This is a genomic window from Amycolatopsis lexingtonensis, assembly GCF_014873755.1.
GTDB lineage: Bacteria > Actinomycetota > Actinomycetes > Mycobacteriales > Pseudonocardiaceae > Amycolatopsis > Amycolatopsis lexingtonensis.
In genome coordinates this window covers 9,648,700-9,674,106 of the sequence record NZ_JADBEG010000001.1, presented here as the reverse complement: position 1 = coordinate 9,674,106, position 25,407 = coordinate 9,648,700, and the positions used below count along the sequence as shown (strand labels likewise).

The window sequence follows — 25,407 nt, the reverse complement described above, 5'->3', positions numbered from 1 at the left end:
CTGACTCCATCCAGCCGTCACACCCAGCCGCCGTTTGTCCCACGATAGGGGGAGTTGTACCGTCACCGCTGACAACTTCGAGACCTTCACGTGACCCGAAAGAGTGGATCTTCCGCTCGCGGCCCCTGGTGGCCGGTGACTTCCGGGGTCGCTCGACCGAAAGGCCCTGGGGAGACCAGGTGAACCGGCCAAAACCGCACGACGATCGCGCCGCCCGGTTGCGCGCGCAGATCCCGGAGGCGGGCTTCCCGCGCGGCGTGGGCGTCGCGTCCGCGACCACCTTCGCGTTGCTGCTGCTCATCGCCGCTTTCACCGCGCTCTACCTGTCCACCGCGGGCCCGCTTTCCCTGATCCGCGCCGACGACCAGTCCGGCCGGGTCTCCGACGAGGTCGCCGCGAGCCGGCAGCGGACCACCGCCGGGCTCGCGCAGAGCGTCGCGACGTCGGCGACGGCCGCCGCCGGTGATCTGCAGGTCGCGGCCGGCTCCGGGGTGTTCGACACCGCCGACGACGCCGCGCTCCTCACCCGCCTGGGCGAAACCTACGACGACTGGCGCGGCACCGCCGTCTACGACCAGGCGTCGCAGAAGGTGGTGGCCACGCGCGGCGAGCCGGTGCCGGTGGAGACGCTGCGCGGGGTCCCCGTCGCGAACCTCACCGTCCGCGCGGTGGCCCGCCCCGGCGACACCCCGCTCGTGCTCACCGCGCTCCCGCTGACCGGGACCCGTGCCGGCAAGCTCCTCGTCGTCTCGACCGCGTTGCGCGGCATCGGCGGCGACCTGGACGAGAAGAACCAGGAGCAGGTCCGCCTGGTCACCGCGGACGGCGCGGTGCTGCACACGCACGGCACCGACGTCGCCGCGACCGACCGGCCCGCCCAGGACCTGCTCGCCCGCGCGTCGACCGCGGCCGCCGCGGGGCAGGCCGGCGTGCTCACCGGCGGAACCGACCCGGCGGGCAAGCGCGCCGCCGTCGTCTCCTACGCCCCGGTCTCGCCGTCCGGCACCGGCGGCAGCCTCGGCCTGTCCGTCGTCTCGTTCAGCCGGGTCCCGGTCGACGCCGTGCCGGTCCGCTGGCCCGGCCTGATCCCCGCCGCCGCGCTGCTCGCCCTCGCCGTCGCCGGGTTCGTCCTGCTGCGGCGCACGGTCGTCGCGCCGATCCGCCGCCTGCGCACCGACGCGCTCGCCGTCGCGGCTGGCTCGCTCGGCAAGCCCGTCCGGCAGTCGCGGATCCGCGAGGTCAACCGCCTGACGACCGCGGTGGAGCGGTACCGCTGCAAGCTCCGCCGCCGCAAGCCCGCGAAGCCGGTCCGCCCGTTCCTGTCCGCCCAGCTCGTCATCGTGTTCGTCGCGCTCGCGCTGCTCGGCTGGTCGGGCGCGGTCGCCGCGACGCTCGGGCGGCAGCACGCCGAGGTCTCGGCGACGACGCTGTCCGAGCACGGCGTCCGCGTCACGCGCTCGGCGGACACGCTGCGGCGCAGCCTCGCCGAAGGCCTGACCGACCTGCAGTCCGTCGCGCGGCTCGGCAAGGGCAAGGAGCCGGACCGGTTGCGCGGCATGCTCGACCAGCTCGCCGGCACCGAAAGCCGGTTCCGCAGCGTCTACGTCGCCGACGAGCAGGGCGCGGTGGTGCTGCAGGCCGGGCGCGAGGCCCTGCGCGACCCCGGCAAGCTGCCCGAGGGCGAAGGCCTGCGCCAGCACAACACCAGCGGCCGCGTCCCGGTCGTCTACGCCTTCACGCCGCTGCCGGACTCGAAGAACGTCCTGGTCGGCGAGTACGACGTGCCGCGGATGGCCGCGCTGCTCGGCCCGGCGGGCGGCCGCGTCCGCGTCGTCGACGAGGGCAAGCGCACCATCGCCGACACCGAGGGCTACCTCGCCTTCGCCGCGCTTTCCGACCCGGCGCTGATCAAGAGCGTCGACGCGGCGCAAGCCGGCAAGGACGCCCGTGAAACGACGCCGTCGGCGCTCGTGGCGGCGCAGCGCCTGGCCGACAAGGGCAATGCGGCTTCGCTGAAGTGGGTCGTCGTCGCCGAGCAACCGATCGGTTCGCTGGGGCTCGCCGACAACACCGTGCGCTCGGGCGCGCGGGTCGCCGCCCTGCTCACCGCCGTCGTCGCGCTGATGCTGTTCGCCTGGCACTTCCTGGTGGTCGTGCGGCCGCTGCGGCGGGTCGGCGCGGAAGCCCGGCGGATCGCCGGCGGCGACACCGGCGCCGTCGTCTACCCCCAGCGGCAGGACGAGATCGGCACCATCGCCTCCTGCGTCGAGATCTGCCGGCAGGCGCTGACCGAAGGCAAGGTCCGGCTCGGCGAAGCCCGGCGGCCGGCGGGCGCGGCGACCGACGAGACCGAGCTGATCCAGCGCATCGAGGTCGAACCCCCGCCCGAGCGGGCCAAGAGCGACTACCTGAGCTGGCTGGACGGGGTCGGGGTCTGACGTGACGTTCCTCTACGTCGTGCTGGTCCTGGCGTCGGCGGCGATGCTGACCGCCGGGATCGCCGAACAGCGCCAGCACTACCGGCACCTGCACAGCATCCCGACGCGCGTGCTCGTCAACGGCATCCGCGGCAAGTCGTCCATCACCCGGCTGTGCGCGGGCGCCCTGCGGGGCGGCGGGCTGGTGACGACGGCGAAGACCACCGGCACCGCGGCCCGGTTCATCCACCCCGACGGCAGCGAGGAGCCGGTCTACCGCAAGTTCGGCATCGCCAACGTCGTCGAGCAGATCGGCATCGTCCGCCGTGCCGCCGCGTACCGGCCGGACGCGCTGGTCATCGAGTGCATGGCCGTGATGCCGGACCTGCAGGAGATCAACCAGAGCAAGCTGATCCGCTCGACCATCGGCGTGCTGTGCAACGTCCGCGAGGACCACCTCGCCGAGATGGGACCGACCCTGGACGACGTCGCGCGGTCGCTGTCGCGGTCGATGCCGGTCGGCGGGATCTGCCTGACCGCGGAAAAGGACCGGCTGCACATCCTCCAGGAGGAGGCCGCCAAGCGGGACTGCGAGCTCATCGCGGTCGACCCCGAAACCGTGTCCGACGAGGAGATGCGCGGCTTCGGCTGGATCACCTTCAAGGAGAACGTCGCGATCGCGCTGGCCGTCGCGGACCTGCTCGGCGTCAACCGGCAGCTGGCGCTGGAGGGCATGTGGGCCGCGCCGCCGGACCCGGGCGTACTGCAGGTCCACCGGTACCGCGCCGGGCGCCGCCAACTCCGCTTCGCCAACGTCTTCGCGGCGAACGACCCCGAATCGACGTTGATGAACATCGACCAGCTCCGCGCGCAAGGTGCGATCTCCGACCCGCTGCACGTGATCATCAACTGCCGCCCGGACCGCGTCGAGCGCAACGGCCAGATGGGCGCGCTGATCCCCCGCATCGCGCCGGAACGGGTGGTGCTGATCGGCGAGCCGACGCGCAGCGCCCGCGTCGCGATCCCCAGCGAGTGGCAGGACCGCGTCGTCGACCTCGGTGGCTCGCGCTCGCCGCGGGAACTGCTGCGCGGGATCGTCGGCGGCGTCGAGCGGCAGGCGTCGCTGATCGCCATCGGCAACATCCACGGCCAGGGAGAACTGCTCATCGAGGAACTCGCGAAACTGGAACCGGTCGCCTGATGCTCACCACGTCCCTCGCCCCCGAGGTCGCCACCGTCGGGCTCGCCATCGGCCTGCTGCTGTCGCTGGTCTGCTACCTGACGACGAACCTCTCCCCCGGCGGGATGATCACGCCCGGCTGGATCGCGCTGACGATGGTCGAGGACTACCGGCGCGCGGCGATCATCGTCCTGATGACGGCGCTGACCTTCGGCGGCACGAAGGCGTTGCAGCGCATGGTCATCCTCTACGGCAAGCGGCTGTTCGCCGCGGTCGTGCTGCTCGGCGTCGTGCTCCAGACGACGTTGCTCATCTTCCTCCAGGCCGACTTCCCGCTGCTGTTCGTGCACCAGACGCTGGGGTTCGTGGTGCCCGGCCTGGTCGCCTACCAGCTGGTCCGGCAGAAGCCGGTGGCGACGATGCTCGCCACCGGCGGCGTCAGCCTGGCCAGCTACGCGATCCTGATCAGCGGCGTGCTGGTCGGCCTGGTCCCGACGGTGTGAGGTGACCATGCGCAAAGCGGTCCGGATCGGCGTCCTCGCCGCGGTCATCGGCGTCTCCGGCGCGGCGGCGGTCTACGTCGCCACGCAGGACCGGCCTGACATCACGGCCATCTCGGCGTCGGCCGCGCCCTCGGGCGCCGCCGTCACCGGCGGCTACACCTACGACCGGCTGGACCACCCGGCCCGGACGATCGTGCGCGACGCGGCCGGCGCCCAGCTCGCGTCCTTCACCGACGGCTCCCGCACGGTCATGCTGACCGGCCGGTCGCGGACCTTCACCGAGCCGAAGTTCACCAAGGTGGGCATCACGACGACGGCGTGGATCCGGCTCGCGCCGCAGGCCTGGCGGGCGGGCGCGGAGAAGGAGAAGTGGTTCGCCGACTGGCTGCCGAAGGCCGTGGGCGACACGGACCCGGACGTCCTGGCCATCGCCCTGCAGTACACCGACGGCGCGGCCGACCAGGTCGTGAAGAAGCTGCGCGTGGCGGGGGACGCCAACTTCGGCCCGGACAGCGCCGAGGGGCGGCTGGAGAAGTCGGACTTCTACGACTACCTCGGCATCGGCTGGGACTTCCCGGGCGGCGTCCACGAGGCGGCGGAGCCGGCGCGGGCGAGGTCGCTGGACTGCTCCGGGTTCGTGCGGATGGTGTACGGCTACCGGTCGGGCTACCCGCTGCTCGGGACGAACACGAAGGGCCCGGGCCTGCCGCGGCGGGCGTGGGCGCTGTCCGAGCTGGGCCCGGGCACCGAAGTGATCCACGACGAGAAGAAGCAGGCGACGGACTTCAGCACCCTCCAGCCGGGCGACGTGCTGTTCTTCAACCTCGAGCCGCAGCTCGGGTCGCAGGTGTCGCACACGGGCATCTACCTGGGCATCGACAGCGACGGGCACCACCGCGTGCTCTCCAGCCGGAAGGTCGCCAACGGGCCGACGTTCGGGGACGCCGGCGGCGTCTCGCTGATCGACGGGTCCGGGACCTACGCCAAGGCCTTCCGGGCGGCCAAGCGGCTCTGAGCCACGCACGTCACCTTGACGCCGGGTCGGCCGCACCGGAGAGTGAGGGCGATACCCACGCGTCGGCAGGTGGAGGAACCCGGTGAGAGTCCGGGGCGGTCCCGCCACTGTCACCGGATCCCCGGGAGCCAGGAACTCCCGCCGGCGCGACCGTCTACCCGGGGCGCGGACCCCGAGGAGGAACCTCGTGATCCTGCTTCTGTCCACTTCGGACACCGACCTGCTCAGCGCGCGTTCCGCCGAGGGCGAGTTCCGCCTGGCGAACCCCGCCCGGATCGACGTCGCCGAGCTGCCGGGCCTGCTCGAGGACGTGCGCATCGTGGTCGTCCGCATCCTCGGGACCCCGCGGACGTGGCAGGAAGGCCTCGACACGCTGCTGGCCTCGGGCGCGCACGTCGTCGTGCTGGGCGGGGAGCAGACGCCGGACGCCGAGCTGATGAAGCTCTCGACCGTCCCGGCGGGCATCGCGGCCGAGGCCCACGCGTACCTCGCGCAGGGCGGCCCGGCGAACCTCACCCAGCTGCACCGGTTCCTCTCCGACACGCTCCTGCTCACCGGCGACGGCTTCGAGCCGCCCGCTCGTCAACCCGATTGGGGCATCCTCGAGCGGCCTTCGCGCGCCGAGGGCCCGGTGATCGGGATCCTGTACTACCGGGCGCACCACCTGTCCGGGAACACGCAGTTCGTCCACACCCTCGCCGACGAGATCGAGGCCGCAGGCGGGCGCGCGTTGCCGATCTACACCGCTTCGCTGCGTACGCGCGCGCCGGAGATGATGGCCGAGCTGGCGTCCGTGGACGCGCTGCTGGTCACGGTGCTCGCGGCGGGCGGCACGCGGCCGTCCGAGGTGGGCGCGGGCGGGGACGACGAGGCCTGGGACGTCGCCGAGATGGCCGCGCTCGACGTCCCGATCCTGCAGGCGCTGTGCCTGACCAGCGACCGCGAGACGTGGGCGGCCAACGACGACGGCCTCTCCCCGCTCGACGCCGGCAACCAGATGGCCGTCCCGGAGTTCGACGGACGGCTGATCACCGTGCCGTTCTCGTTCAAGGAGCTCGACGAAGACGGCCTCCCCCGGTACGTCCCGGACGCCGAGCGCGCGTCCCGCGTCGCCCGCATCGCGCTGGCGCACGCCCGGCTGCGGCACACGCCTCCCGCGGAGCGGCGCATCGCGCTCATGCTGTCCGCGTACCCGACCAAGCACTCCCGCGTCGGCAACGCGGTCGGGCTGGACACTCCGGCGTCGGCGATCGAGCTGCTGCGGCGGATGCGCGAACAGGGCTACGACCTGGGCCCGGACGCCTTCCCGGGCGTCGACCCGACCGGCACCGACCAGCCGGACGGCGACGCGCTGATCCACGCGCTGATCGCCGCCGGCGGCCAGGACCCGGAGTGGCTGACCGAGGAACAGCTGTCCGGGAACCCGATCCGCGTCCCGGCCGCGCGCTACCGCTCGTGGTTCGACGCCCTGCCCGCGGAACTGCGTTCGGGGGTGGAAGAACACTGGGGTCCGGCGCCGGGCGAGCTGTATGTCGACAACGGCGACATCGTCCTGGCTTCGCTGCAGAGCGGCAACGTCATCATCATGATCCAGCCGCCGCGTGGGTTCGGCGAGAACCCCGTCGCGATCTACCACAACCCGGACCTGCCGCCGAGCCACCACTACCTGGCGGCGTACCGCTGGCTGGAGGAGGAGTTCGGCGCGCACGCCGTCGTCCACCTGGGCAAGCACGGGTCGCTGGAGTGGCTGCCGGGCAAGACGGCCGGGCTGTCGGCGTCGTGCGCGCCGGACGCCGTGCTCGGGAACCTGCCGCTGGTGTACCCGTTCCTGATCAACGACCCGGGCGAGGGCGCGCAGGCGAAGCGGCGGGCGCACGCGACGATCGTCGACCACCTGATCCCGCCGATGGCGCGCGCGGAGTCCTACGGCGACATGGCGCGGCTGGAGCAGCTCCTCGACGAACACGCGAACATCGCGGCGATGGACCCGGCGAAGCTGCCCGCGATCCGCGCCCAGATCTGGACGTTGATCCAGGCCGCGAAGCTGGACCACGACCTCGGCGTCGAGGAACGGCCGCACGACGCGGAATTCGACGACTTCCTGCTGCACATCGACGGCTGGCTCTGCGAGGTCAAGGACGCGCAGATCCGCGACGGGCTCCACATCCTGGGTGCGGCGCCGACCGGCGAGGCGCGGGTCAACCTGGTGCTGGCGATGCTGCGCGCGTCCCAGATGTGGGGCGGCAAGCAAGGGGCCGTGCCGGGCCTGCGGACCGCGCTGGGCCTGAAGGAAGACGCGCCGATGTCCGAAGTGGACGCGGTCGAGAAGACGGCGCGGGAACTCGTCCAGACGATGGAAATGCGCGGCTGGGACGCCACCGCGGTCGCCTCGGTGGCGCCGGACGCCCAAGTCGCGCGAGTGCTTTCCTTTGCGGCGGAGGAGATCGTCCCGCGACTGGCGGGCACGACCGCGGAACTCGACTCGGTGCTGCACGCCCTCGACGGCGGCTACATCCCGGCCGGGCCGAGCGGCTCGCCGTTGCGCGGGCTGGTGAACGTGCTGCCGACCGGGCGGAACTTCTACACCGTCGACCCGAAGGCGATCCCGAGCCGGCTCGCCTGGGAGACCGGGCAGGCGCTGGCGGATTCGCTGCTGAAGCGCTACCGCGAGGACACCGGCGACTGGCCGCGCTCGGTCGGGCTTTCGGTGTGGGGCACGTCGGCCATGCGGACCTCCGGCGACGACGCCGCGGAAGTCCTGGCGCTGCTGGGTGTCCAGCCGGTGTGGGACGAGGCCTCGCGGCGCGTGACGGGCATCGAAGCGATCCCGCTGGCCGAACTCGGCCGCCCGCGCATCGACGTCACGATCCGGATCAGCGGCTTCTTCCGCGACGCGTTCCCGCACGTGATCACGATGCTGGACGACGCGGTGCGGCTGGTGGCCGGATTGGACGAACCCGCGGACCAGAACTTCGTCCGTGACCACGTTTCCGCGGACCTGGCCGTGCACGGCGATTCCCGGCGGGCGACCACCCGCATCTTCGGCTCGAAGCCGGGCGCGTACGGCGCGGGCCTGCTGCCGCTGATGGACTCCGGCAACTGGCGCGACGACAAGGACCTGGCGGAGGTGTACGCGGTGTGGGGCGGCTTCGCCTACGGCCGCGACCTCGACGGCCGCCCGGCGCGCGAGGACATGGAAAGCTCGTACAAGCGGATCGTCGTCGCGGCGAAGAACACGGACACGCGCGAGCACGACATCGCCGACTCGGACGACTACTTCCAGTACCACGGCGGCATGATCGCGACGGTCCGCGCGCTGACGGGCGCGGCCCCGGCGTCCTACGTGGGCGACAGCACGTCCCCGGACGCGGTCCGCACGCGGACGCTCGGCGAGGAGACCGCCCGGGTGTTCCGCGCCCGCGTGGTGAACCCCCGCTGGCTGGCGGCGATGCGCCGGCACGGCTACAAGGGCGCGTTCGAGCTGGCGGCCACAGTGGACTACCTGTTCGGCTTCGACGCGACGGCCGGCGTCGTCGGCGACTGGATGTACGAGAAGCTGACCGAGTCGTACGTGCTGGACGAGGTGACCCAGGAGTTCCTGCGCCAGGCCAACCCGTGGGCGCTGCGGGGGATTGTGGAGCGGCTCAACGAAGCGGCGGACCGCGGGCTGTGGGAGGAACCGGACCCGGAGCTGCTGGCCCGCATGCGTGAGGTCTACCTGTCGCTGGAGGGCGACCTCGAGGCGGAGTGACGGCAAGTGAACTGCAAGCCGCGACGGCTACGCTTCCCCTTCCCCATCGAGGAAGGACGAAGACTTGAAGAAGGTACTCGGCGTAGCCGCCGCGGCACTGATCGCCGTGCTCTCGTGCGCGTCGCCGGCCTCGGCCGCCGACCACACGAAGCACATGCACACCGGCGACGCTTTCGGTGACGTGACCGGCTGGAGCGGCGAAGGCGTGTTCACCGAGGAAGGCGACCGCGTCCACATCTGCGACACCGATGCCGACGGCCGCGGCGTCATCATCGACGTCTACAAGGGCACTCCGGACAACGGCTACATCCTCTACAGCATGCACGTCGGCGGCAACGGCAACTGCGTCACCAGGAGCGCGGCCGACGGCGGCGTCTACAACCTCCCCGAGACCCGCATCGGATTCAAGTTCTGCCGGTACTGGAAAGAAGACGACCGGTACCACGCCGGTGAGTGCAAGGACTACGACTTCCTGAACGACAACAGCTGACCGGAAACGCCCGGGAAACGCGGGCCGGAGTTGGGTGGGCGGCATGATCACCGCCGCTCCCCCGAAGACCCGCTCCTGGGTGCTTCCCCTCGTCTGCCTCGGCGCCGCCGTCCTCTACGCCTGGAAGATCGGCGACGGCCAGCTCGGCAACACCTACTACTCGGCCGCCGCGAAGTCGATGACGAGCGGCTTCACGAACTTCCTCTTCGGCTCCTTCGACCCGTACGGCGTCGTGACGGTCGACAAGCCGCCACTGGCGTTGTGGCCGCAAGCGCTTTCCGTGCTCGTCTTCGGTTTCCACGGTTGGGCGCTGCTGCTGCCCCAGGTGCTCGAAGGCGTCGCGGCGGTCTTCCTGCTGCACCGGACGGTCCGGCGGTGGGCCGGGGAGAACGTCGCCCTGCTGGCCGCGGCGATCCTCGCGCTCACGCCGGTGACCGTGATCATCAACCGGGACAACAACCCCGACACGCTGCTCGTCCTGTTCCTGGTCGCCGCCGCGTACGCGCTCACGCGGGCGCTCGAAGACGGGCGGAAGTGGCTGTTCTGGTGCGCTTTCTTCGTCGGGTGCGGCTTCCTGACCAAGATGCTGCAGGCGTGGATCGTCGTGCCCGCCCTGGTCGCCGCGTACCTCGCCGGGACGTCCGGGCCGCTCAAGCGGCGGCTGCTCGACGTCCTCGGCGCCGGTGTCGTGCTGGTCGTGTCGTCGTTCTGGTGGATCGCGCTGTACGACTGGTGGCCCGGCGCCAAGCCGTACATGGGCGGCAGCGCGGACGGTTCCGCGTGGGACCTCGTCTTCGGCTACAACGGCTTCGGCCGCCTCTCCGGCAACGGTGAGGGCGGCGGCATGATGATCATGCGCAACGGCCAGCAGACGACGTCGTCCTTCGGCGGCGACCCCGGGCCGGGGCGGATGTTCAACGACCTCGTCGGCGGGCAGATCTCGTGGCTGCTGCCGCTCTGCCTGCTCGTCCTGATCGTCATCGGCCGCCGGTGGCGCGACGCCGGTTGGCTGCTGTGGGGCGGCTGGCTGGTGGTGACGACCGCGGTGTTCAGTTTCGCCGGCGGCATCTGGCACCCGTACTACACGACGGCGCTGGCCCCCGCCGTCGCCGCGGTCGCCGCCGCCGGGCTGGCGCTGCTGTGGCGGCGGCACCGGCGGACGCTGCTCCCGCTCGCCATCGCGCTGACCGCGGCCTGGGCGTTCGTCCTGACCTCGCGCGACACGTCGTTCCACGGCTGGACGCGGTGGGCGGTGCTCGGCACGGCCGTCGCCGCGATCGCGGGCCTGCTCGTCGCGCGCGACCGGTGGACGCTCGCCGCCGCGCTGGTCCCGCTGTTGCTCACCCCGGCCGTGTGGTCGTACGCGGCGGCGCAGAGCACGTCGGCCGGGACGTTGCCCGCCGCCGGACCCGCCACGGGACCGGGCGCTCCCGGCGGACCGATCATGTCCGGTGGCCCTAACGGCCCCGGCGGGCCCCCCGGGACTGGCGGCCCCGGTGGACCCGGTGGACCCGGCGGCCCTGGTCGGCCTGGCGGCCCCGGCCCGAAGCCCCGGCTGATGGTCGCCGGGGGCGGCGACGGCACCGCCACGCTGTCCGCCGAACAACGCCGCATCCTCGACTACGCCCGCCGCGACGGCACCGAGATCACCCTCGCGGTGAACGCCGAGGCGAGCGCGGTCGCGCCGTTCCTCATCGACTCGGACGCGACCGTGATCGGCATGGGCGGTTTCGGCGGCCGCGACGACGCGCCGTCGATCGCGCAGCTCGACCGGTGGCTCGCGGAAGGCAAGCTGCGGTACGTGCTGAGCAGCGCGGGTACCGCGCAGGGCATGCCCGCGCGTAGTCCCGTCCAAGACGAACGGCGGCGCTGGATCGACCAGCACTGCACGGCCGTCGACCCGGCCGCGTACGGCGGCGGCCGATCCGGCCCGGGCGACGGGCCGGTGCGGATCGGCGGCGCGGACACCCTCTACCGGTGCTAACGGCGAGGAAACACCCGCGCGGCGATCATCGGGACATGCGGGTGCTGGTGGCGGAGGACGAGCCGATGCTCGCGGACGCGATCGCGGAGTGGCTGCGCGACGAGTCGCACGCGGTCGACGTCGCCCACGACGGCGGCGCCGCGCTCGACCGGATCGCCGTGCACGACTACGACGTCGTCGTGCTCGACCGGGACCTGCCGGTCGTGCACGGCGACGACGTCTGCCGCCGGGTGGTCGCGTCCGGAGCGGCGACCCGGGTGCTGATGCTCACCGCGGCCGTGGAGGTCACCGACCGCGTCGCCGGGCTGTCCCTCGGCGCCGACGACTACCTGACGAAGCCGTTCGCGTTCCCCGAGCTGGCCGCGCGCATCCAGTCGCTGGGCCGCCGCTGCCGCCCGGCCGCGCCGCCGGTCCTGCGCCGCTCCGGCGTCACGCTCGACCCGGCGCGGCACGAGGTGTTCCGCGACGGGCGCTACCTGCCACTGTCCAAAAAGGAGTTCGCCGTGCTCGCCGAGCTGCTGCGGGCGGACGGCGCCGCCGTGTCCGCGGAACACCTGCTGGAAAAGGCGTGGGACGAGCACGCGGACCCGTTCACCGGCGCCGTCCGGCTCACCATCCTCAAGTTGCGCCGCAAGCTCGGTGACCCGCCGCTGGTGGAGACGGTCACCGGGGTCGGCTACCGGCTCCGGTGAGCCTCCGGCTGCGGCTGACCGTGCTGTACGGCGGCCTGTTCCTGCTGGCGGGCGGCGTGCTGCTGGGCGTGACGTACCTGCTGTTCACGCAGCAGGTCGGGCGGCGGGTCACGTTCATCACGGGTGTCGCGCCGGCGGGCCTGCCGATGCTGCCTTCGCCGGAGTCCCTCGACGAGCAGGCACGGCAGGTCCGCGCGGCGGCGGCGACGTCGCTGCTGACGCAGGGCGCGATCGCGCTCGGGGCCGTGGCCGTGCTGGCGGCCGGGCTGGGCTGGCTGGTGGCGGGCCGCGCACTGGCCCCGCTGCGCAAGGTGACGGACACGGCGCGCGGCATCGCGGCGGCGGCCGACCCCGGCGGCCACGAGCGCATCGCGCTGCGCGGCCCGGACGACGAGGTGAAGACCCTCGCCGACGCGTTCGACGTGATGGTCGAGCGGCTCGACCGGTCGTTCGACGCGCAGCGCCGGTTCGTCGCGAACGCCTCGCACGAGCTGCGCACGCCGTTGACGCTGAACCGGTCGCTGGTCGAGGTGGCGATGCACCGCCGTACGGCGTCCGACGACGTCCAGCAGCTCGGGGAAAAGCTGCTGGAGATCAACGCGCGGCACGAGAAGCTGATCAGCGGGTTGCTGCTGCTGGCCCGGTCGGAGAGCGCGCTGACCGAGCGGTGCCCGGTGGACCTGGCGGCGGTGGTCGCGCACGTGGTGCCCCCGGAGGCTTTTTCGGATCTCGGCGAGGCGACGGCGCTCGGCGACGCGCTGATGCTGGAACGGCTGGCGCACAACCTGGTGGAGAACGGGATACGCCACAACGTGCCGGGCGGCTGGGTGCGCGTGTCGACCCGGTCGGCGCCGGGGCGGGTGGAGCTGACGGTGGCGAACAGCGGGCCGGTGATCCCGCCCGCGGAGGTGCCGGCGCTGTTCGACCCGTTCCACCGGCGAGCCCGGGTGGCCGCGGAGGGCGCCGGGCTGGGGTTGTCGATCGTGCGCTCGGTGGCGCACGCACACGGCGGCGAGGTCGTGGCGACGGCGCGGCCGGAGGGCGGCTTGGTGGTGGTCGTGTCGCTCCCCGCGGGCTGAAACCGCGCGCGGCTTCATCGCCGCGGCAACGGACTCGCGGGCAGCGTCGCCGGACGAGTGCGCACTGAACCGCGTCCGAACGCGCGCGAATCCGCGCACCGCCTTACTATCCGGGCCCTTCGCCGCGTGATCTCACCCGCACGCTGCCTTTCCTGGGGCCAATATCGGATATTCCGGCGCTTATCGCCCGCCGATTACCCCTATCCGACCTTCGCGTCTTGACTTCATCAATGGTCTAGTCCAATAGTTTGTCAACCCTCGATCCCCACCGGGAGGACAGATCATGCGCAGGAGCAGACTGGCCGCAATCGGGCTCGCCGCCGCCACTTTCGCCGCCACCGCCGTGAGCCTCGTGCTCGGTGCGCCGTCGGCCACCGCGGCGTTGAGCAACAACTGGTACGCCGCCGCGCCCTACCTGATGCCCGTGAGCAACAACCCGCCGGACCCGATCACCGTGATGAACGCGACCGGGCTCAAGGCGTTCCAGCTGGCGTTCATCCTGGCGCCCAACGGCGGCGGCTGCAGCCCGACCTGGGACGGCACCAACGCGGTCTCCTCCGACACCACCGTCGCGAACGTGATCTCGCGGATCCGCGGCGCGGGCGGCGACGTCTCGGTGTCCGTCGGCGGCTACGGCGGCACGAAGCTCGGCCAGACCTGCGGCACCGTGGCCGCGACGGCCGACGCGTACCAGCAGGTCATCACCAAGTACTCGCTCAAGGCCATCGACTTCGACCTCGAAGAGCCCGAGTACGAGAACACCGCGGCCATCGCGAACGAGCTCGGCGCGGCGAAGACGTTGCAGGCCAACAACCCCGGCCTGTTCGTGTCGGTGACCATGCCGGGCACCGCGGCCGGCACCGGCTGGTTCGGCACGCAGCTGCTCGACCAGGCGAAGTCGATCGGCTTCGCGCCCAACAACTTCTCGATCATGCCGTTCGACGGCGGCTTCAACGGCGGCTCGTCGCAGGTGTCGGCACTGGAGGCGTTCCACGGCCTGCTGACCTCACACATGGGGTGGGACAGCGCGACGGCCTACTCGCACGAGGGCTTCTCAGGCATGAACGGCAAATCGGACGCGGCCGAGATGTTCTACACGGCGGACTTCCAGACGGTGTACGACTACGCGACCAGCCACGGCCTCGGCCGCTTCACGTTCTGGTCGGTCAACCGCGACCGCGCCTGCGTCGGGACCACCGACAACGGTGTCTGCAGCAACGTCCCGCAGAACGACTGGGACTTCACGAAGTTCAGCGTCCGCTTCGCCGGCGCGACGCCGCCGCAGACGACCCCGACCGCGACGACGACCCCGACCACCCCGGGCGGCGGCTCCTGCACCGCGGCGGAGTGGGACCGGACGAAGGTCTACGTCAAGGACGACGCCGTCTCGCACAACGGCCACAAGTGGACGGCCAAGTGGTGGACGCAGGGCGAGGAGCCCGGCACCACCGGCGAGTGGGGCGTCTGGGCGGACAACGGCGCCTGCTGAGGCCGTCGCGGTTCAGAATTCGAGGTGGGTGTTCTCGCGCTGGACCTCCGGGGTCAGCGCGGGAACCTCGACCACGTGCCGCCCGGCTTCCCGCAGCAGCTCGGTGCCCCGGGCGTCGACGAAGACCGGCGGCTCGCGCCACGCGAACACGACGCGCGGGATCCCGGCGTCGAGGATCAGCTGAGTGCAACTACGCGGGTGTGAGCTCCGGTTGCTGCACGGTTCCAGTGAGCTGTACATGGTCGCCCCGGCCAGGCGCGGGTCGCCGGCGCACTTGGCGAGGGCGGCTTCTTCGGCGTGGTTCGTCGGATCACCCTCGCCGGAGTGCCCGGTGGCGATGACCTCGCCCCCGGCATCGGTGATCACGGCCCCGACCCGGAACGTGTGGCTGGGCGGGCACTCCGCGGCGAGCGCGATCGCTTCCTTAAGCCGCCGGACGTCCGCCCCGTCCGGCTCGGCCGCGGCGCGGTACTCGAGGATCGCCATCCCCTGCAGTTCCCGGGCGCTGGTCAGGGTGAGCGGCCGCGGGTAGAGGCCGGGCCCGACGAACCGCGGCGCGCCCGGCTGCCCCACGAAGAACGGCGCGATCGCGAGCCGCAGCTCGTCGGCGAGTCCTTCGGTGAGGAAGCGGGTGTGGATCCCGCCGCCGCCTTCGACCAGCAGCTTCCGGATGCCGCGCTGCCCGAGGTCGTCGAGGACACGGCCGAAGTCGGGCGGGCTCCCGGCGTCCACGACGGTGGCGACGCCCTTCAGCTCGTCGGCCGCACCCGGTGGGGCGTAGACGATCTTTTCGCTGTCCCCCACGGTGAAAAACCGCGCGTCCGGGTCGAGCCCGCGGGTGGTCACGGTGACTTTGACCGGCTGCTCGGGTTTTCCCTGTTCGAGCCGTTGCCGCCGCAGCTCGGGCGACCGGACGAGCAGCCGCGGGTTGTCGGCCCGCACCGTCCCGGCCCCGACGAAGATCGCGTCCGCCTCGGCCCGCAACCGGTCCACGACGGCGAAATCGTCCTCAGTGGACAGGACGAGCCGCTCGGGCGAGGTGTCGTCGAGGTAGCCGTCGAGCGACTGCGCGGCGGACAGCAGAACGTGCGGCCGGGAGATCACCCGGCCCAGTATGCCGTAACGCCTTCGGCCGTCCGGGCGTCCTACGACGTATCCCTGTCGAGCCCATCCCCCGGAGCTGCGGAACATGACCACGCGAGGCTGGTACAAGGAACGGACGCTCACCACGGTCGACACGGTCGGCCGGGAGGTGTCGGTGACCACCGGACTCACCCGCGACCCCGAAGGCCGCCTGGTCGCGGCGATCGCGATCAGCGACGGCCCGACCGCCATCTACCGCCACTCCACCGACCAGGACGACCGGACGGAACTCCTGACCAACGTGACCGAAACCGTCAAGGAGCTGAAGAAGCTGGCGGACCTGCCGCCGCGTTAGGGTCCGCGGCCCGGAACCGGCCGAGCAGCTCCTGCCCGGCCGGTGAATCCGGGTCGAACCCTTCGAGCGTGGTCTGGGCACCTCCGGCGAACCCGAGCGCGTTGTGGCAGCGGAAGCAGAAGGCGATCTCGAAGAGGACGCCTTCCGCGCCGTGCGCCCTGAGCGCGTACACCGGGTGGTAGCACCGCATCATCCCGGCGTCCGGGAGGTCGGCGACGAGCTTGACGAGCGCCGTCGCGTCCGCACCCGTCGCCGACTCGAGGACGGGCCCGGGAACGGTCGTCCAGAGTTCCCACTCGCGGTCACCCTCGACGCGGATCAGGTCGACCCGCCGGACGTCCGTCGCTTCGACCGGAAGGAGCATCGCCTAGGCCGGCAGGACCGCGTACTGGCGGACGTAGAGGTCCGTGTACGTCACCGGACCGCGAGGGCCGGGCACCTTGTCCAGGTTGATGCCGGTCTCCGGGACCGCGAGCAGCTTGAAGCCGTCGAGGAGGCGGGTCGGGGCGTTCCAGAAGACGCCGGTGCCGGTGTAGCCGTCGAAGAAGGCGTCGGCGGCCGACTCGTCCTCGGTGGCGATGCCCGCCGCCAGGCCCGAGGTCTGCTCGTTGGCGATGCCGACCGCGTCGGCGAGCGCGCCGACATTGGCCACCGTGACGGTCGCCTCCCGGTCGGAGTCCAGTGCCCACTCGTAGCCGATGGCGTGCTCGTGCGGGGCCAGCGACGGCGTGACGCCCCGCTCGGCCAGCGCGTCGGAGATCGCCGGCCAGACCTCGTCGTGGATGGCCTCGTGGATCAGCAGCAGGTTCAGCCGGTTGCAGACCCCGAGCCGGTCGAGGCTGTTGTAGACCAGGTCACGCGCCTTGGTGACGTCCGCGCCGCGGTCGACGTACAGCACGCCGCCGCCGTCGGCGTGGGCGAGCGTGCGCACGCCGTGGACCGCCGCCTCGGTGGCCAGCGCCCGGGTGCTGTCGCCGCTGCCGCGCAGGATCACCAGCGGCACCAGGTTCGGCAGCCGGACCAGCGCGGACGCCGCCTCGCGCTCCACCCGCGGCACCAGCTGGACGCAGTCGGCGTCGATGCCCGCCTCGGTGAGCGCGGGCGCGATGACGACCTCACGCAGCCGCTGCGCCGAGCCGAGCGCGGCCGAGCCCGTGCGCAGGACGCCGGCGTTGCGCGACTTCACCAGCTGCGACGCCACGTCGACGGTCACGTTCGGCCGCGCCTCGTAGTTCGCGCCGATGACGCCCACCGGCCGCCGTCGCTCGACCAGCCGCAGCCCGCCGTCCAGCGTGGACACCTCGACCGAGCGCTCCTGGTGCGGCGCGCCGGCGAGCAGCCGCAGCTGCTCGGCCATGCCGGTGAGACGGTCCGGGGTGATGGTGAGCCGGTCGAGCAGACCGGCGCTCATCCCCTCGGCCTTCGCGCGTTCGACGTCGGCCTGGTTCGCCTCGAGGATCTCCTCGCGGTGCGCGAGCAGCCGCTCGGCCATCCCGGTCAGCGCGGCGTCGACGGCCTCGGCGGAAGCGGCGGCGAGCGACGGCGCGGCCAGCTTCGCCGCCCGTGCGCACTCCTCCACGGCCTTGGCGACCTCGTCCATCGTTCGTCTCCCTCCGCGCGGACCAGCGAGAGACCAGTTTGCCGCATGGGCTCGCTCAGGTGGCCACGGGCTCCAGGAGCCACAGCCCGCCGGCAATCAGGCAGCTGGCCGTCGCCACCGCGAAGACCAGCACCCACAGCACCGGTGGCACCGCGGTGAGCCGGCCCAGCTGGTCGGCGTCGGAGTCCCGCGCCTGGCCGCGACGGCGCTTGGTCTGCAGCTCGGCCACCGGCCGCACCCCACCGAACAGCAGGAACCAGGTCACCAGGTAGCTGAACGGCGCCTGCACCTCGACCGGCGCGACGAACGCGACGAGCGCGAGCACCACGGCACTGGCGACGACGGTGAACACCCCGTAGGCGTTGCGCACCATCACCAGGACGCCGAGCAGCAGCAGCGCGATCAGCACGAGCACGGTGCCGACCAGGTCGTTGCCGAGCAAGCTGGCGAACAGCAGCCCCAGCACCGACGGCGCCAGGTACCCGGCCATCGCGGTGAACGCCATGCCCGGCCCCTCGGGCTTCCCGCGCGACACGGTGACGCCCGAGGTGTCCGAGTGCAGCTTGATGCCCTGCAGCCGCCGCCCGACGAGCACCGCGGCCAGCGCGTGCCCGGCCTCGTGCACGATCGTGACGACGTTGCGCACCAGCCGCCACGGCCTGCCGCCGACCAGGACGACCAGCAGCGCCAGGCCGCCGGCGACCAGGGTGATCACCGCGGGCGCCTGGGCCTGTTCGAGCAGCGAACCGGCCGACGAGGTGTCGGCGGCGGCCGTCCGGAGGGCTGACAGGGCGTCACCGGCGGTGCTGCCGAACGCGAGAGGAACGGGCAAGCTCACCCGGATACCTCACCACAGGCGACATCTGGCTACGGTGAGTCCCCGCCGATGGCGGTTTCGCGGGCTCCGGTAGTGGGTCGTGATGGTCTCCTTTCCGCCGGATCTGGTCGTGGTCGAGGGAGGGCGATGGACCGGTTCGAGACGAAGAGCTTCGCGCTGATGCCCGGTCAGCGGGTCGAGCTGTTCTCCTCGCACACGAGCAGCCACGAGGAACTGCTCGCGCTCTTCCCGCCGGTGGGTGCGCGGGTCGACGCGGTGGTCCAGCGGATTCTGCGGCGAGCGCACCACGCTGAGTCCCGGTGGCGACGCCCTTGTCCTCGACGCGCGCAGCAACAACGGCCCGGGCAGCTGCACCGTCGTCGTGCACCGGCAGTGCCTGGCCCAGCGGATCCGGCCCGAGAACAGCGGCGAACGAGCGCGGGCGCTCAAGATCGGCGAACGCAACTGGGGTTCTCCACTCGGGTGACTCAGGTCATCGGGACTCCCTCAGGCGAGCCTCGCCTTCGACGCGGAACAGGAACGACACCCAGCTCCGGAACGGGGCCCAGGCCTCCGCGATCTCCGCCAGCTCCGGCACTCCCGCCTCCGGCAGGTGGTACGCGTCGCGCATGATCTCGTGGAGGCGGCCTTCGTCCTGGGGAAAGATGTCCGGGTGGCCCGCGCCGCGGATCAGGATCAGCTCCGCGCTGAACCGGCCGATGCCCGGGAGGAGCCGCAGCTGCTCCAGGGCATCGTCGGCGGACATCGCCCGCAACGCCGCCGCGTCCAGCGCTCCCGCGGCCGCCGCCTCGGCGATACCCCTCAAACGCTGCATCTTCTGGCCCGACAGGCCCGGCATGAACTCCAGCTTCGCCAGCACCTCCGGGGCCGGGAACGAGGTCAGCGGGCTGCCGCCGACGTCGACCTCCGTGCCGTGGCGTTCGGTCAGGCGACGGCGCAGCCGGACCGCCTGGGTCATCCACACCCGGTGGCTGAGCACCGCCCAGCACGCCGCTTCGTACGGCGAGGCGAACAACACCGGCCGCAGGCCCGGGTGCAGCTGCTGCAGCAGGGACACCACCGGGTCGCGGGCGCCGGCGGCCGGGAAAGCCGTGCCGTCGACGTCCAGCGAGCACATCCGCCGCACCTGGGCCACGACCGCGGCCACGTGCTCGGGCGGGGCGTGCACCTCGACCGCCACCTCACCGGGCGATCTCTGCCGCAGCACCGCTCCCACCGGCATCCACGCGCCTTCGAGCGGGAAGGCCACGCGGAGCGCGCCCGCCTCCGCCGCCGGCTGCCCGGCCGGGCCGAAGCCGGTCAAGAAGCGGGCCGCCGCGGCCAGGTCGAACTCGCCGTGCACCGTGATCTCGCTGTCCACCATGGCTGTGGTCATCTGTCCTCCTCGGATCGGGAACCTCGCCACCGACGCTAGGAAGGACCACCGACAATTCCGGGGGCTCGAACGCCTGAGCCCGGCATGGTTCACCCGATCGAGTACCCGAGATTTGACATACTGCCGGTATTCGAACCCGGGGAGAAGCCATGCCGACCAGCCGAACCGCCGCCCTCGAGCGGCTGAACGCCCTGCTCGAGACCCCGGCGGAGACCCGCGACGGCTACCTCGACGTGCTCGGCGCCGCGGACCAGGCCGGCCCGCCGACCGGGCTCACCCAGCGCCTGATGCGCACGACGCTGCTCCCGCAGGTCTACGAGCGGTACTGGCGCCCCGCCCTCGGCCGCGCGCTCAAGGGCCCGCTCGGGCCGAGCATGGCCAGCGAGGTCCGCCTCGCCACGAAGCTCCTCGGCCTCGAACCCGGGCACACCGCGCTCGACGTCGCCTGCGGCACCGGCCGCTTCACGCGCGCGTTCGGCGCGGCCGTCGGCACCGGCGGGCTCGCGATCGGGCTCGACGGCGCCCGCACGATGCTCGCCAAAGCCGTCGCCGAGGGCGGTCCGGACAGCGTCGCCTACCTGCGCGCCGACGCGGTGCGCCCGCCACTGAAGGAGTCCACAGTGGACGGTGTCTGCTGCTTCGCCGCCCTCCACATGTTCGCCGAACCGGAAGCCGCGCTGGATTCCTTCGCGCGCGTGCTGAAACCCGGCGGCCGGATCGTCCTGCTGACCAGCGCCCGCCGCGACTGGCAGCCCGCGCGCCTGCTCGACTCGGCCGGCGGAGCCGTGAGCGGGCAGAAGATGTTCGACCGCGGCGAAATCGCGGCGAGCCTGCGCGCCCGCGGCTTCACGGGGATCACCGAGCAGTACGCCGGCGTCACGCAGATCGTGGCGGGCCGGCTGGGCTGAGCACCGCGGATTGTCGGACCCGGCGGTTAGCATCGCCCCATGACCCACCACGAGCCCGTCCCGCCCGACGACAGCTACCTGCGTTCCCTGGTCGAGGCCACCGCCGACGCCGTCGCGGCCGCCGAACCGCTGTCCTCGCCGCACGCCGGCGCGGACGAGGCGACGCGGGCCGAGGTGACGGCCGCGGTCGAGCGCAGTTCACCCGATCTGGTGGCGTTGAGCCAAGATCTGCACGCGCACCCCGAGGAGGGGTTCGCCGAGCACCGGTCGGTGCGGGCGCTCGCGGACCTCCTGAAGCGCCACGGCCACGAAGCGACCGTCGGGGTCGGCGGGCTCGACACCGCGCTGCGCGTCAGCACGCCGGAGCGGGACGGTCCGCACATCGCCGTCCTCGCCGAGTACGACGCGCTGCCCGGGCTCGGCCACGCCTGCGGCCACAACGTCATCTGCACGACCGCGGCGGGCGGGTTCCTCGGCGCCGCCACCGTCGCCGAGCGGCTCGGCGGCCGGGTCAGCCTGATCGGCACGCCCGCGGAAGAAGGCGGGGGCGGCAAGGAGATCCTGGCCCGCGCGGGCGTGTTCGACGACGTCGACGCGGTGATCATGCTGCACCCGTTCAGCCACGACATCGCGCTGCACCCGTTCCTCGGCCGCCGCCAGCTGGAGATGGTCTTCCACGGCGTGGGCGCGCACGCGTCGGCCCAACCCTTCATGGGCCGCAACGCGCTCGACGCCGCGGTCGCCGCCTACCAGGGCGTTTCGGCTCTGCGGCAGCAACTCCCGCAGAGCGACCGCGTCCACGGCGTGTTCTCCGACGGCGGAGCCCGGCCGAACGTCATCCCGGCGCGGGCCGCGCTGTTGTTCTACCTCCGCTCGCAAAACCCGGAAACACTGCGCGACCTCGCCGCCCGGATGACGTCGATCGCGGAAGGCGCGGCGGCGATGACCGGCTGCGGCGTCGAACTGATCTGGGACGCGCAGGCCGCGTACCTGCCGATCCGGTTCAACACCGCGCTCGCCGGGCGCTGGACGGCCAACCAGCTGGGTACCGGCCGCAAGCCGCTGCCGCCGGGCATCGTGCCGGAGTCGCTCACCGGCTCCACGGACCTCGGCAACCTGTCGTACCGCATGCCCGCGCTGCACCCGATGCTCGCCGTGTCGGGCCCGACGGTCGCCTTGCACACCAAGGAATTCGCGGCCTCGGCCGGCTCGGCCACCGGGGACGCCGGGGTCCGCGACGGCGCGCTCGGCTTGGCCCTCACCGCCGCCGACTACCTCGGCGACGCCGAGCTGCGGAAGGCGGTGCACGACGAGTTCGAAGCCGCGGGAGGCGCACTGGACGTGCCGACGTTCTTCGACTGAGAACCGCCTGAGATTTCTCAGCTGATTCTTCTCAGCAAAGCCTGAGGTATTTCCACAGGCTGTTCACAAGCACGGGCGCGAATCTGGTCCCATGACCGAGAACGAGAGTCGGCCCGGCCCCGCCTCACCCGGTGGGCACCAGCCGCACCAGAGCACCCCGCAGTACGGGCCGTACGCGCAGCAGCAGTACGGCTACCAGCACCAGGCCGCGCCGAACCCTCTGTTCACCCCGCAGCCGCCGCTCCAGCAGCCGGGGCAGGCGCCCACGGCGCTGAAGACCAAGCCGCGCAAGGGCGGCCGCGTCGCGCTGATCGTGAGCGCGACCGCTCTTGGCGCCGCGCTGGTCGGCGGGGTCGGCGGCGCCGCGATCGTCGGGCTCACCACGAACTCGGCGGACGGCACCACGACGTCGGTCAGCACGCCGGCCGCGAGCGGGCAGACGGTCGCGAACTCGACCACCGGCGACGTCAGCGGCGTCGCGGCGAAGGTGACGCCGAGCGTCGTCCAGATCAACGTGACCACCGACCAGGGCGAGGCCATCGGTTCCGGCGTCATCCTGACTTCGGACGGCCGGATCCTGACGAACGCGCACGTCGTCGACGGCGCTCAGAACGTCGTGATCACGACGTCCGACGGCAAGAAGTACCAGGCCAGCGTGGTCGGGGCGGACACCAAGGCGGACATCGCGGTGGTCCAGGCCAAGAACGCGAGCGGGTTGAAGGCGGCGACCTTGGGCGACTCGAGCAAGCTGGTCGTCGGCCAGTCGGTCGTCGCGATCGGTTCGCCGGGCGGGCTGCAGAACACCGTCACCACCGGCATCGTCAGCGCGCTCAACCGCAATCTGTCGGACATCGGTCAGGGCCAGCAGCAACAGCAGTCGCCGTTCAGCCGCACGTCGAACCAGGCCGAGAACTCTCCCAGCTACACCGCGATCCAGACGGACGCCTCGATCAACCAGGGCAACTCGGGCGGCGCGCTGGTCGACGCCCAGGGCAACGTCATCGGCATCAACTCGGCGCTCTACAGCCCGACGGCCTCGGCCAACGGCTCCGCGGGCAGCGTCGGGATCGGCTTCGCCATCCCGATCAACGACGCCAAGAAGATCGTCGACCAGATCGTGAACAACTAGGACGCGGACGGGCCGTTGTCGGGGCGGTCCGTCCCACCCGCTTCGGGGAGCGGGGAGCGGCGAAGGCCGTTTCGAGAGTCAATCGGGGGCTCTCGAAACGGCCTTCGCGTCGGCTACAGCTCGTAGGTGAGCGTGAAGGTGTGGTTCTGCTCGGCGTCCATCTCGATGTTCGCCGAGCCGGAGATCCCGGTCAGCTCGCCGAAGCCCGAGCCGGCGAGGATCTTGAGCGTCAGCCCCGAATCGTCGGCGGTGTGGTGCAGCACGAAGCCGCCCTCGCGGCCGTCGACCGTGACCGCGAGACGTTCGAAGGCGACGTACGCGCGCGAAGTCGCGTTGGACGCCGAGAGCATCTCGACGGTGCTGGTCCCCTCGACCGCGCCGGTGAACGTCTTGGCGATGGCCACCCGGGCGAACTCGGTGCCGCCGGCCTCGTCGGTCGCCTGCGGCTCCCACTTGTCGAGGACGAACGACGCGGTGGCGGTGCTGGTCATGGCTCTCCCTGTCTCGGTGGTGGAGCCAGCTTCGCAGGGATACCTGACAGGTGACGTCAGGTTTTTCAGCGCCGCCGGTTGCCGAACAGCCCGCGCGTGATCTCCCGGCCCAGCGCGCTGGCCGCGGACCGCATGAACGACTTCACGGCCGGGTTCTTCATCGCCGACTCGATGAACCCCGGATCGTCCTTCTCCTTCTCGGCCGGCGGAGGCGGCGCGTCCGGGGCAGCTTCGGGAGCGGGCGCGGCGACCTTCGCGGCCAGCTTCTCGTAAGCCGACTCCCGGTCGATCGTCTCGCCGTACTTCGCGTGCAGATCCGACGACGCGACGGCCGCGGCCACGGCCTCCTCGCCGATCGAGCCCATCTTCGATCGCGGCGCGCGCAGCCGCGTCCACGCCACCGGCGTCGGCGCGCCCCGCTCCGACAGCACCGTGACGATCGCCTCGCCGATGCCCAGCGACGTCAACGCCGTGTCGAGTTCGTAGAACTTCGTCTTCGGGTACGTCTTGACCGTCTTGGCCAGCGCCGCCTGGTCGTCCGGCGTGAACGCGCGCAACGCGTGCTGGATCCGGGCGCCGAGCTGCGAAAGCACGTTGTTCGGGATGTCCGTCGGCAACTGCGTGCAGAAGAACACGCCGACGCCCTTCGACCGGATCAGCTTCACGGTCTGCTCGATGCGCTCGAGGAACGCCTTCGACGCGTCGTTGAACAGCAGGTGTGCTTCGTCGAAGAAGAAGACCAGCTTCGGCTGGTCGAGATCGCCTTCCTCGGGCAGTTCCTCGAACAGCTCGGCCAGCAGCCACATCAGGAACGTCGAGAACAGCGCCGGCTTCGCCTGCAGGTTGTCCAGCTCCAGCAGCGTCACGACACCCTTGCCGTCGCGGTCGCGCATCAGGTCGTGGACGTCCAGCTCGGGCTCGCCGAAGAAGTCTTCCCCGCCCTGCGCTTCGAGGTTCGACAAGGACCGCAGGATCACCCCGGCCGTCGCCGCCGACACCCCGCCGATGCCCTTGAGGTCCTCCTTGCCCTCGTCGCTGGTCAGGTGCGTGATCACCGACCGGAGATCCTTTGTGTCCAGCAACGCGAGACCACGCTGGTCCGCCCAGTGGAAGATCAGCCCGAGCGTCGACTCCTGCGTCTCGTTCAGGCCGAGCACCTTCGACAGCAGCACCGGCCCGAAACTCGTGATCGTCGCCCGGATCGGCGAGCCCTTCCCGCCGGTGCCCAGCGAAAGGAACTGCACCGGGAACGCCGTCCCCGCCCAGTCGTCACCCAGCTCCTGCGCGCGCTTCGCGACCTTGTCGTTCGGCTCCCCGGCCGCGGCCAGGCCCGACAGGTCACCCTTCACGTCCGCGAGCACCACCGGCACCCCCGCCGCCGACAACTGCTCGGAGATCAGCTGCAACGTCTTCGTCTTGCCCGTCCCGGTCGCCCCCGCGACCAGCCCGTGCCGGTTCAGCGTCGCCAGCGGAAGGCGCACCGCGGCCGCGGCGTCGGCCGCCCCGTCGATCACCACCGCGCCCAGCTCCAGCGCGGCGCCTTCACTCGCGTAACCAGCGGCGATCTCGCTCGCCGGCGACCCCTGCTCCGTCACTCGCAACTCCCCGATCGTGTGTCCTGCACCACACCGGGAGCGTAACGCGCCGTACGCGCAGGTAACGCCAC

22 protein-coding genes and 1 riboswitch are annotated in these 25,407 nt (G+C 71.9%); of the genes, 15 read left to right on the top strand and 7 right to left on the bottom strand.

All coding sequences use genetic code 11. The features are described from left to right. The first annotated feature begins 179 nt into the window (after positions 1-179). The 10 genes from H4696_RS44830 to H4696_RS44785 all read left to right on the top strand — a co-directional run bounded on the left by H4696_RS44830 (position 180) and on the right by H4696_RS44785 (position 14,600). Positions 180-2,438 (top strand): HAMP domain-containing protein, encoded by a 2,259-nt coding sequence (locus H4696_RS44830; RefSeq protein WP_143264991.1) that lies wholly within the window; start codon positions 180-182, stop codon positions 2,436-2,438. 1 nt (position 2,439) lies between these two features. Beyond that, positions 2,440-3,618 (top strand): poly-gamma-glutamate synthase PgsB, encoded by a 1,179-nt coding sequence (gene pgsB, locus H4696_RS44825; protein WP_086857798.1) that lies wholly within the window; start codon positions 2,440-2,442, stop codon positions 3,616-3,618. Then, positions 3,618-4,100 (top strand): poly-gamma-glutamate biosynthesis protein PgsC/CapC, encoded by a 483-nt coding sequence (locus tag H4696_RS44820; RefSeq protein ID WP_086857797.1) that lies wholly within the window; start codon positions 3,618-3,620, stop codon positions 4,098-4,100. Before pgsB ends, H4696_RS44820 begins: the two co-directional genes overlap by 1 nt. Before the next feature lie 7 nt (positions 4,101-4,107). Further along, positions 4,108-5,115, top strand: coding sequence for an NlpC/P60 family protein (locus H4696_RS44815; RefSeq protein WP_086857824.1), 1,008 nt, complete (start codon positions 4,108-4,110; stop codon positions 5,113-5,115). Positions 5,116-5,165: 50 nt separating this feature from the next. Further along, a riboswitch (cobalamin riboswitch) is annotated at positions 5,166-5,271 on the top strand. Between the two features lie 31 nt (positions 5,272-5,302). Then, positions 5,303-8,866 carry a cobaltochelatase subunit CobN gene (gene cobN, locus H4696_RS44810; RefSeq protein WP_086857796.1) on the top strand — a complete coding sequence of 1,188 codons (3,564 nt, stop codon included), beginning with the start codon at positions 5,303-5,305 and terminating at the stop codon, positions 8,864-8,866. A gap of 64 nt (positions 8,867-8,930) precedes the next feature. Beyond that, complete coding sequence (locus H4696_RS44805) at positions 8,931-9,356, top strand: hypothetical protein (RefSeq protein ID WP_086857795.1); 426 nt, start codon at positions 8,931-8,933, stop codon at positions 9,354-9,356. Positions 9,357-9,399: 43 nt separating this feature from the next. Next, positions 9,400-11,340 carry an ArnT family glycosyltransferase gene (locus H4696_RS44800; protein WP_086857823.1) on the top strand — a complete coding sequence of 647 codons (1,941 nt, stop codon included), beginning with the start codon at positions 9,400-9,402 and terminating at the stop codon, positions 11,338-11,340. A gap of 35 nt (positions 11,341-11,375) precedes the next feature. Further along, on the top strand, positions 11,376-12,032 hold the full coding sequence (locus H4696_RS44795) for a response regulator transcription factor (protein ID WP_086857794.1): 657 nt from the start codon (positions 11,376-11,378) through the stop codon (positions 12,030-12,032). Further along, on the top strand, positions 12,029-13,111 hold the full coding sequence (locus tag H4696_RS44790) for a sensor histidine kinase (protein WP_086857793.1): 1,083 nt from the start codon (positions 12,029-12,031) through the stop codon (positions 13,109-13,111). The genes H4696_RS44795 and H4696_RS44790 overlap by 4 nt, the downstream gene beginning before the upstream one ends. A gap of 283 nt (positions 13,112-13,394) precedes the next feature. Further along, complete coding sequence (locus tag H4696_RS44785) at positions 13,395-14,600, top strand: chitinase (RefSeq protein ID WP_086857792.1); 1,206 nt, start codon at positions 13,395-13,397, stop codon at positions 14,598-14,600. A 12-nt stretch (positions 14,601-14,612) separates the two neighbouring features. Here H4696_RS44785 and H4696_RS44780 read toward each other — a convergent pair whose 3' ends face one another. Continuing rightward, on the bottom strand, positions 14,613-15,704 hold the full coding sequence (locus H4696_RS44780) for a dihydrofolate reductase family protein (protein ID WP_192782887.1): 1,092 nt from the start codon (positions 15,702-15,704) through the stop codon (positions 14,613-14,615). An 85-nt stretch (positions 15,705-15,789) separates the two neighbouring features. Here H4696_RS44780 and H4696_RS44775 point away from each other — a divergent pair, with 85 nt between their 5' ends. After that, the gene (locus H4696_RS44775) at positions 15,790-16,038 is read left to right on the top strand and encodes a hypothetical protein (RefSeq protein ID WP_086857790.1); all 249 of its coding nucleotides are present in this window, start codon (positions 15,790-15,792) and stop codon (positions 16,036-16,038) included. On the opposite strand, the gene H4696_RS44770 is transcribed toward H4696_RS44775, so the two are convergent. Genes H4696_RS44770 through H4696_RS44760 form a run of 3 tightly spaced genes read right to left on the bottom strand, consistent with a single transcriptional unit; the run spans position 15,998 to position 18,476 of the window. After that, entirely contained in the window at positions 15,998-16,402 is a 405-nt protein-coding gene (locus H4696_RS44770; RefSeq protein WP_086857789.1) for a hypothetical protein, read from the bottom strand. The two genes, H4696_RS44775 and H4696_RS44770, sit on opposite strands and share 41 nt — an antisense overlap. Before the next feature lie 3 nt (positions 16,403-16,405). After that, positions 16,406-17,638, bottom strand: coding sequence for an aldehyde dehydrogenase family protein (locus H4696_RS44765; RefSeq protein WP_086857788.1), 1,233 nt, complete (start codon positions 17,636-17,638; stop codon positions 16,406-16,408). Positions 17,639-17,693: 55 nt separating this feature from the next. After that, complete coding sequence (locus tag H4696_RS44760) at positions 17,694-18,476, bottom strand: M50 family metallopeptidase (RefSeq protein ID WP_086857787.1); 783 nt, start codon at positions 18,474-18,476, stop codon at positions 17,694-17,696. Between the two features lie 238 nt (positions 18,477-18,714). Here H4696_RS44760 and H4696_RS44755 point away from each other — a divergent pair, with 238 nt between their 5' ends. Beyond that, positions 18,715-18,942, top strand: coding sequence for a hypothetical protein (locus H4696_RS44755; protein ID WP_211299636.1), 228 nt, complete (start codon positions 18,715-18,717; stop codon positions 18,940-18,942). Between the two features lie 6 nt (positions 18,943-18,948). Here H4696_RS44755 and H4696_RS44750 read toward each other — a convergent pair whose 3' ends face one another. Beyond that, on the bottom strand, positions 18,949-19,851 hold the full coding sequence (locus tag H4696_RS44750) for a DNA-3-methyladenine glycosylase family protein (RefSeq protein WP_086857786.1): 903 nt from the start codon (positions 19,849-19,851) through the stop codon (positions 18,949-18,951). Positions 19,852-20,000: 149 nt separating this feature from the next. Between H4696_RS44750 and H4696_RS44745 the strand changes: the two genes are divergently transcribed. The 3 genes from H4696_RS44745 (at position 20,001) to H4696_RS44735 (ending at position 23,250) form a co-directional block, all read left to right on the top strand. After that, a complete protein-coding gene (locus H4696_RS44745; RefSeq protein ID WP_086857785.1) occupies positions 20,001-20,759 on the top strand; it encodes a class I SAM-dependent methyltransferase in 759 nt (252 codons plus the stop codon). A 39-nt stretch (positions 20,760-20,798) separates the two neighbouring features. Then, the gene (locus H4696_RS44740; protein WP_086857784.1) at positions 20,799-22,121 is read left to right on the top strand and encodes a M20 family metallopeptidase; all 1,323 of its coding nucleotides are present in this window, start codon (positions 20,799-20,801) and stop codon (positions 22,119-22,121) included. A gap of 91 nt (positions 22,122-22,212) precedes the next feature. Beyond that, positions 22,213-23,250 carry a S1C family serine protease gene (locus H4696_RS44735; protein ID WP_086857783.1) on the top strand — a complete coding sequence of 346 codons (1,038 nt, stop codon included), beginning with the start codon at positions 22,213-22,215 and terminating at the stop codon, positions 23,248-23,250. A 113-nt stretch (positions 23,251-23,363) separates the two neighbouring features. Here the strand turns inward: H4696_RS44735 and H4696_RS44730 are convergent, their stop codons facing one another. Continuing rightward, a complete protein-coding gene (locus H4696_RS44730; protein ID WP_086857782.1) occupies positions 23,364-23,741 on the bottom strand; it encodes a DUF3224 domain-containing protein in 378 nt (125 codons plus the stop codon). 65 nt (positions 23,742-23,806) lie between these two features. After that, on the bottom strand, positions 23,807-25,336 hold the full coding sequence (locus tag H4696_RS44725) for a helicase HerA-like domain-containing protein (RefSeq protein ID WP_086857781.1): 1,530 nt from the start codon (positions 25,334-25,336) through the stop codon (positions 23,807-23,809). Positions 25,337-25,407: the final 71 nt, after the last annotated feature.

Coding starts and splice junctions, on each gene's coding strand:
- H4696_RS44820 (WP_086857797.1), top strand. CDS start 3,618: ATGCTCACCACGTCCCTCGCCCCCGAGGTCGCCACCGTCGGGCTCGCC.
- H4696_RS44815 (WP_086857824.1), top strand. CDS start 4,108: ATGCGCAAAGCGGTCCGGATCGGCGTCCTCGCCGCGGTCATCGGCGTC.
- H4696_RS44800 (WP_086857823.1), top strand. CDS start 9,400: ATGATCACCGCCGCTCCCCCGAAGACCCGCTCCTGGGTGCTTCCCCTC.
- H4696_RS44795 (WP_086857794.1), top strand. CDS start 11,376: ATGCGGGTGCTGGTGGCGGAGGACGAGCCGATGCTCGCGGACGCGATC.
- H4696_RS44785 (WP_086857792.1), top strand. CDS start 13,395: ATGCGCAGGAGCAGACTGGCCGCAATCGGGCTCGCCGCCGCCACTTTC.
- H4696_RS44775 (WP_086857790.1), top strand. CDS start 15,790: ATGACCACGCGAGGCTGGTACAAGGAACGGACGCTCACCACGGTCGAC.
- H4696_RS44770 (WP_086857789.1), bottom strand. CDS start 16,402: ATGCTCCTTCCGGTCGAAGCGACGGACGTCCGGCGGGTCGACCTGATC.
- H4696_RS44765 (WP_086857788.1), bottom strand. CDS start 17,638: ATGGACGAGGTCGCCAAGGCCGTGGAGGAGTGCGCACGGGCGGCGAAG.
- H4696_RS44750 (WP_086857786.1), bottom strand. CDS start 19,851: ATGACCACAGCCATGGTGGACAGCGAGATCACGGTGCACGGCGAGTTC.
- H4696_RS44745 (WP_086857785.1), top strand. CDS start 20,001: ATGCCGACCAGCCGAACCGCCGCCCTCGAGCGGCTGAACGCCCTGCTC.
- H4696_RS44740 (WP_086857784.1), top strand. CDS start 20,799: ATGACCCACCACGAGCCCGTCCCGCCCGACGACAGCTACCTGCGTTCC.
- H4696_RS44735 (WP_086857783.1), top strand. CDS start 22,213: ATGACCGAGAACGAGAGTCGGCCCGGCCCCGCCTCACCCGGTGGGCAC.
- H4696_RS44730 (WP_086857782.1), bottom strand. CDS start 23,741: ATGACCAGCACCGCCACCGCGTCGTTCGTCCTCGACAAGTGGGAGCCG.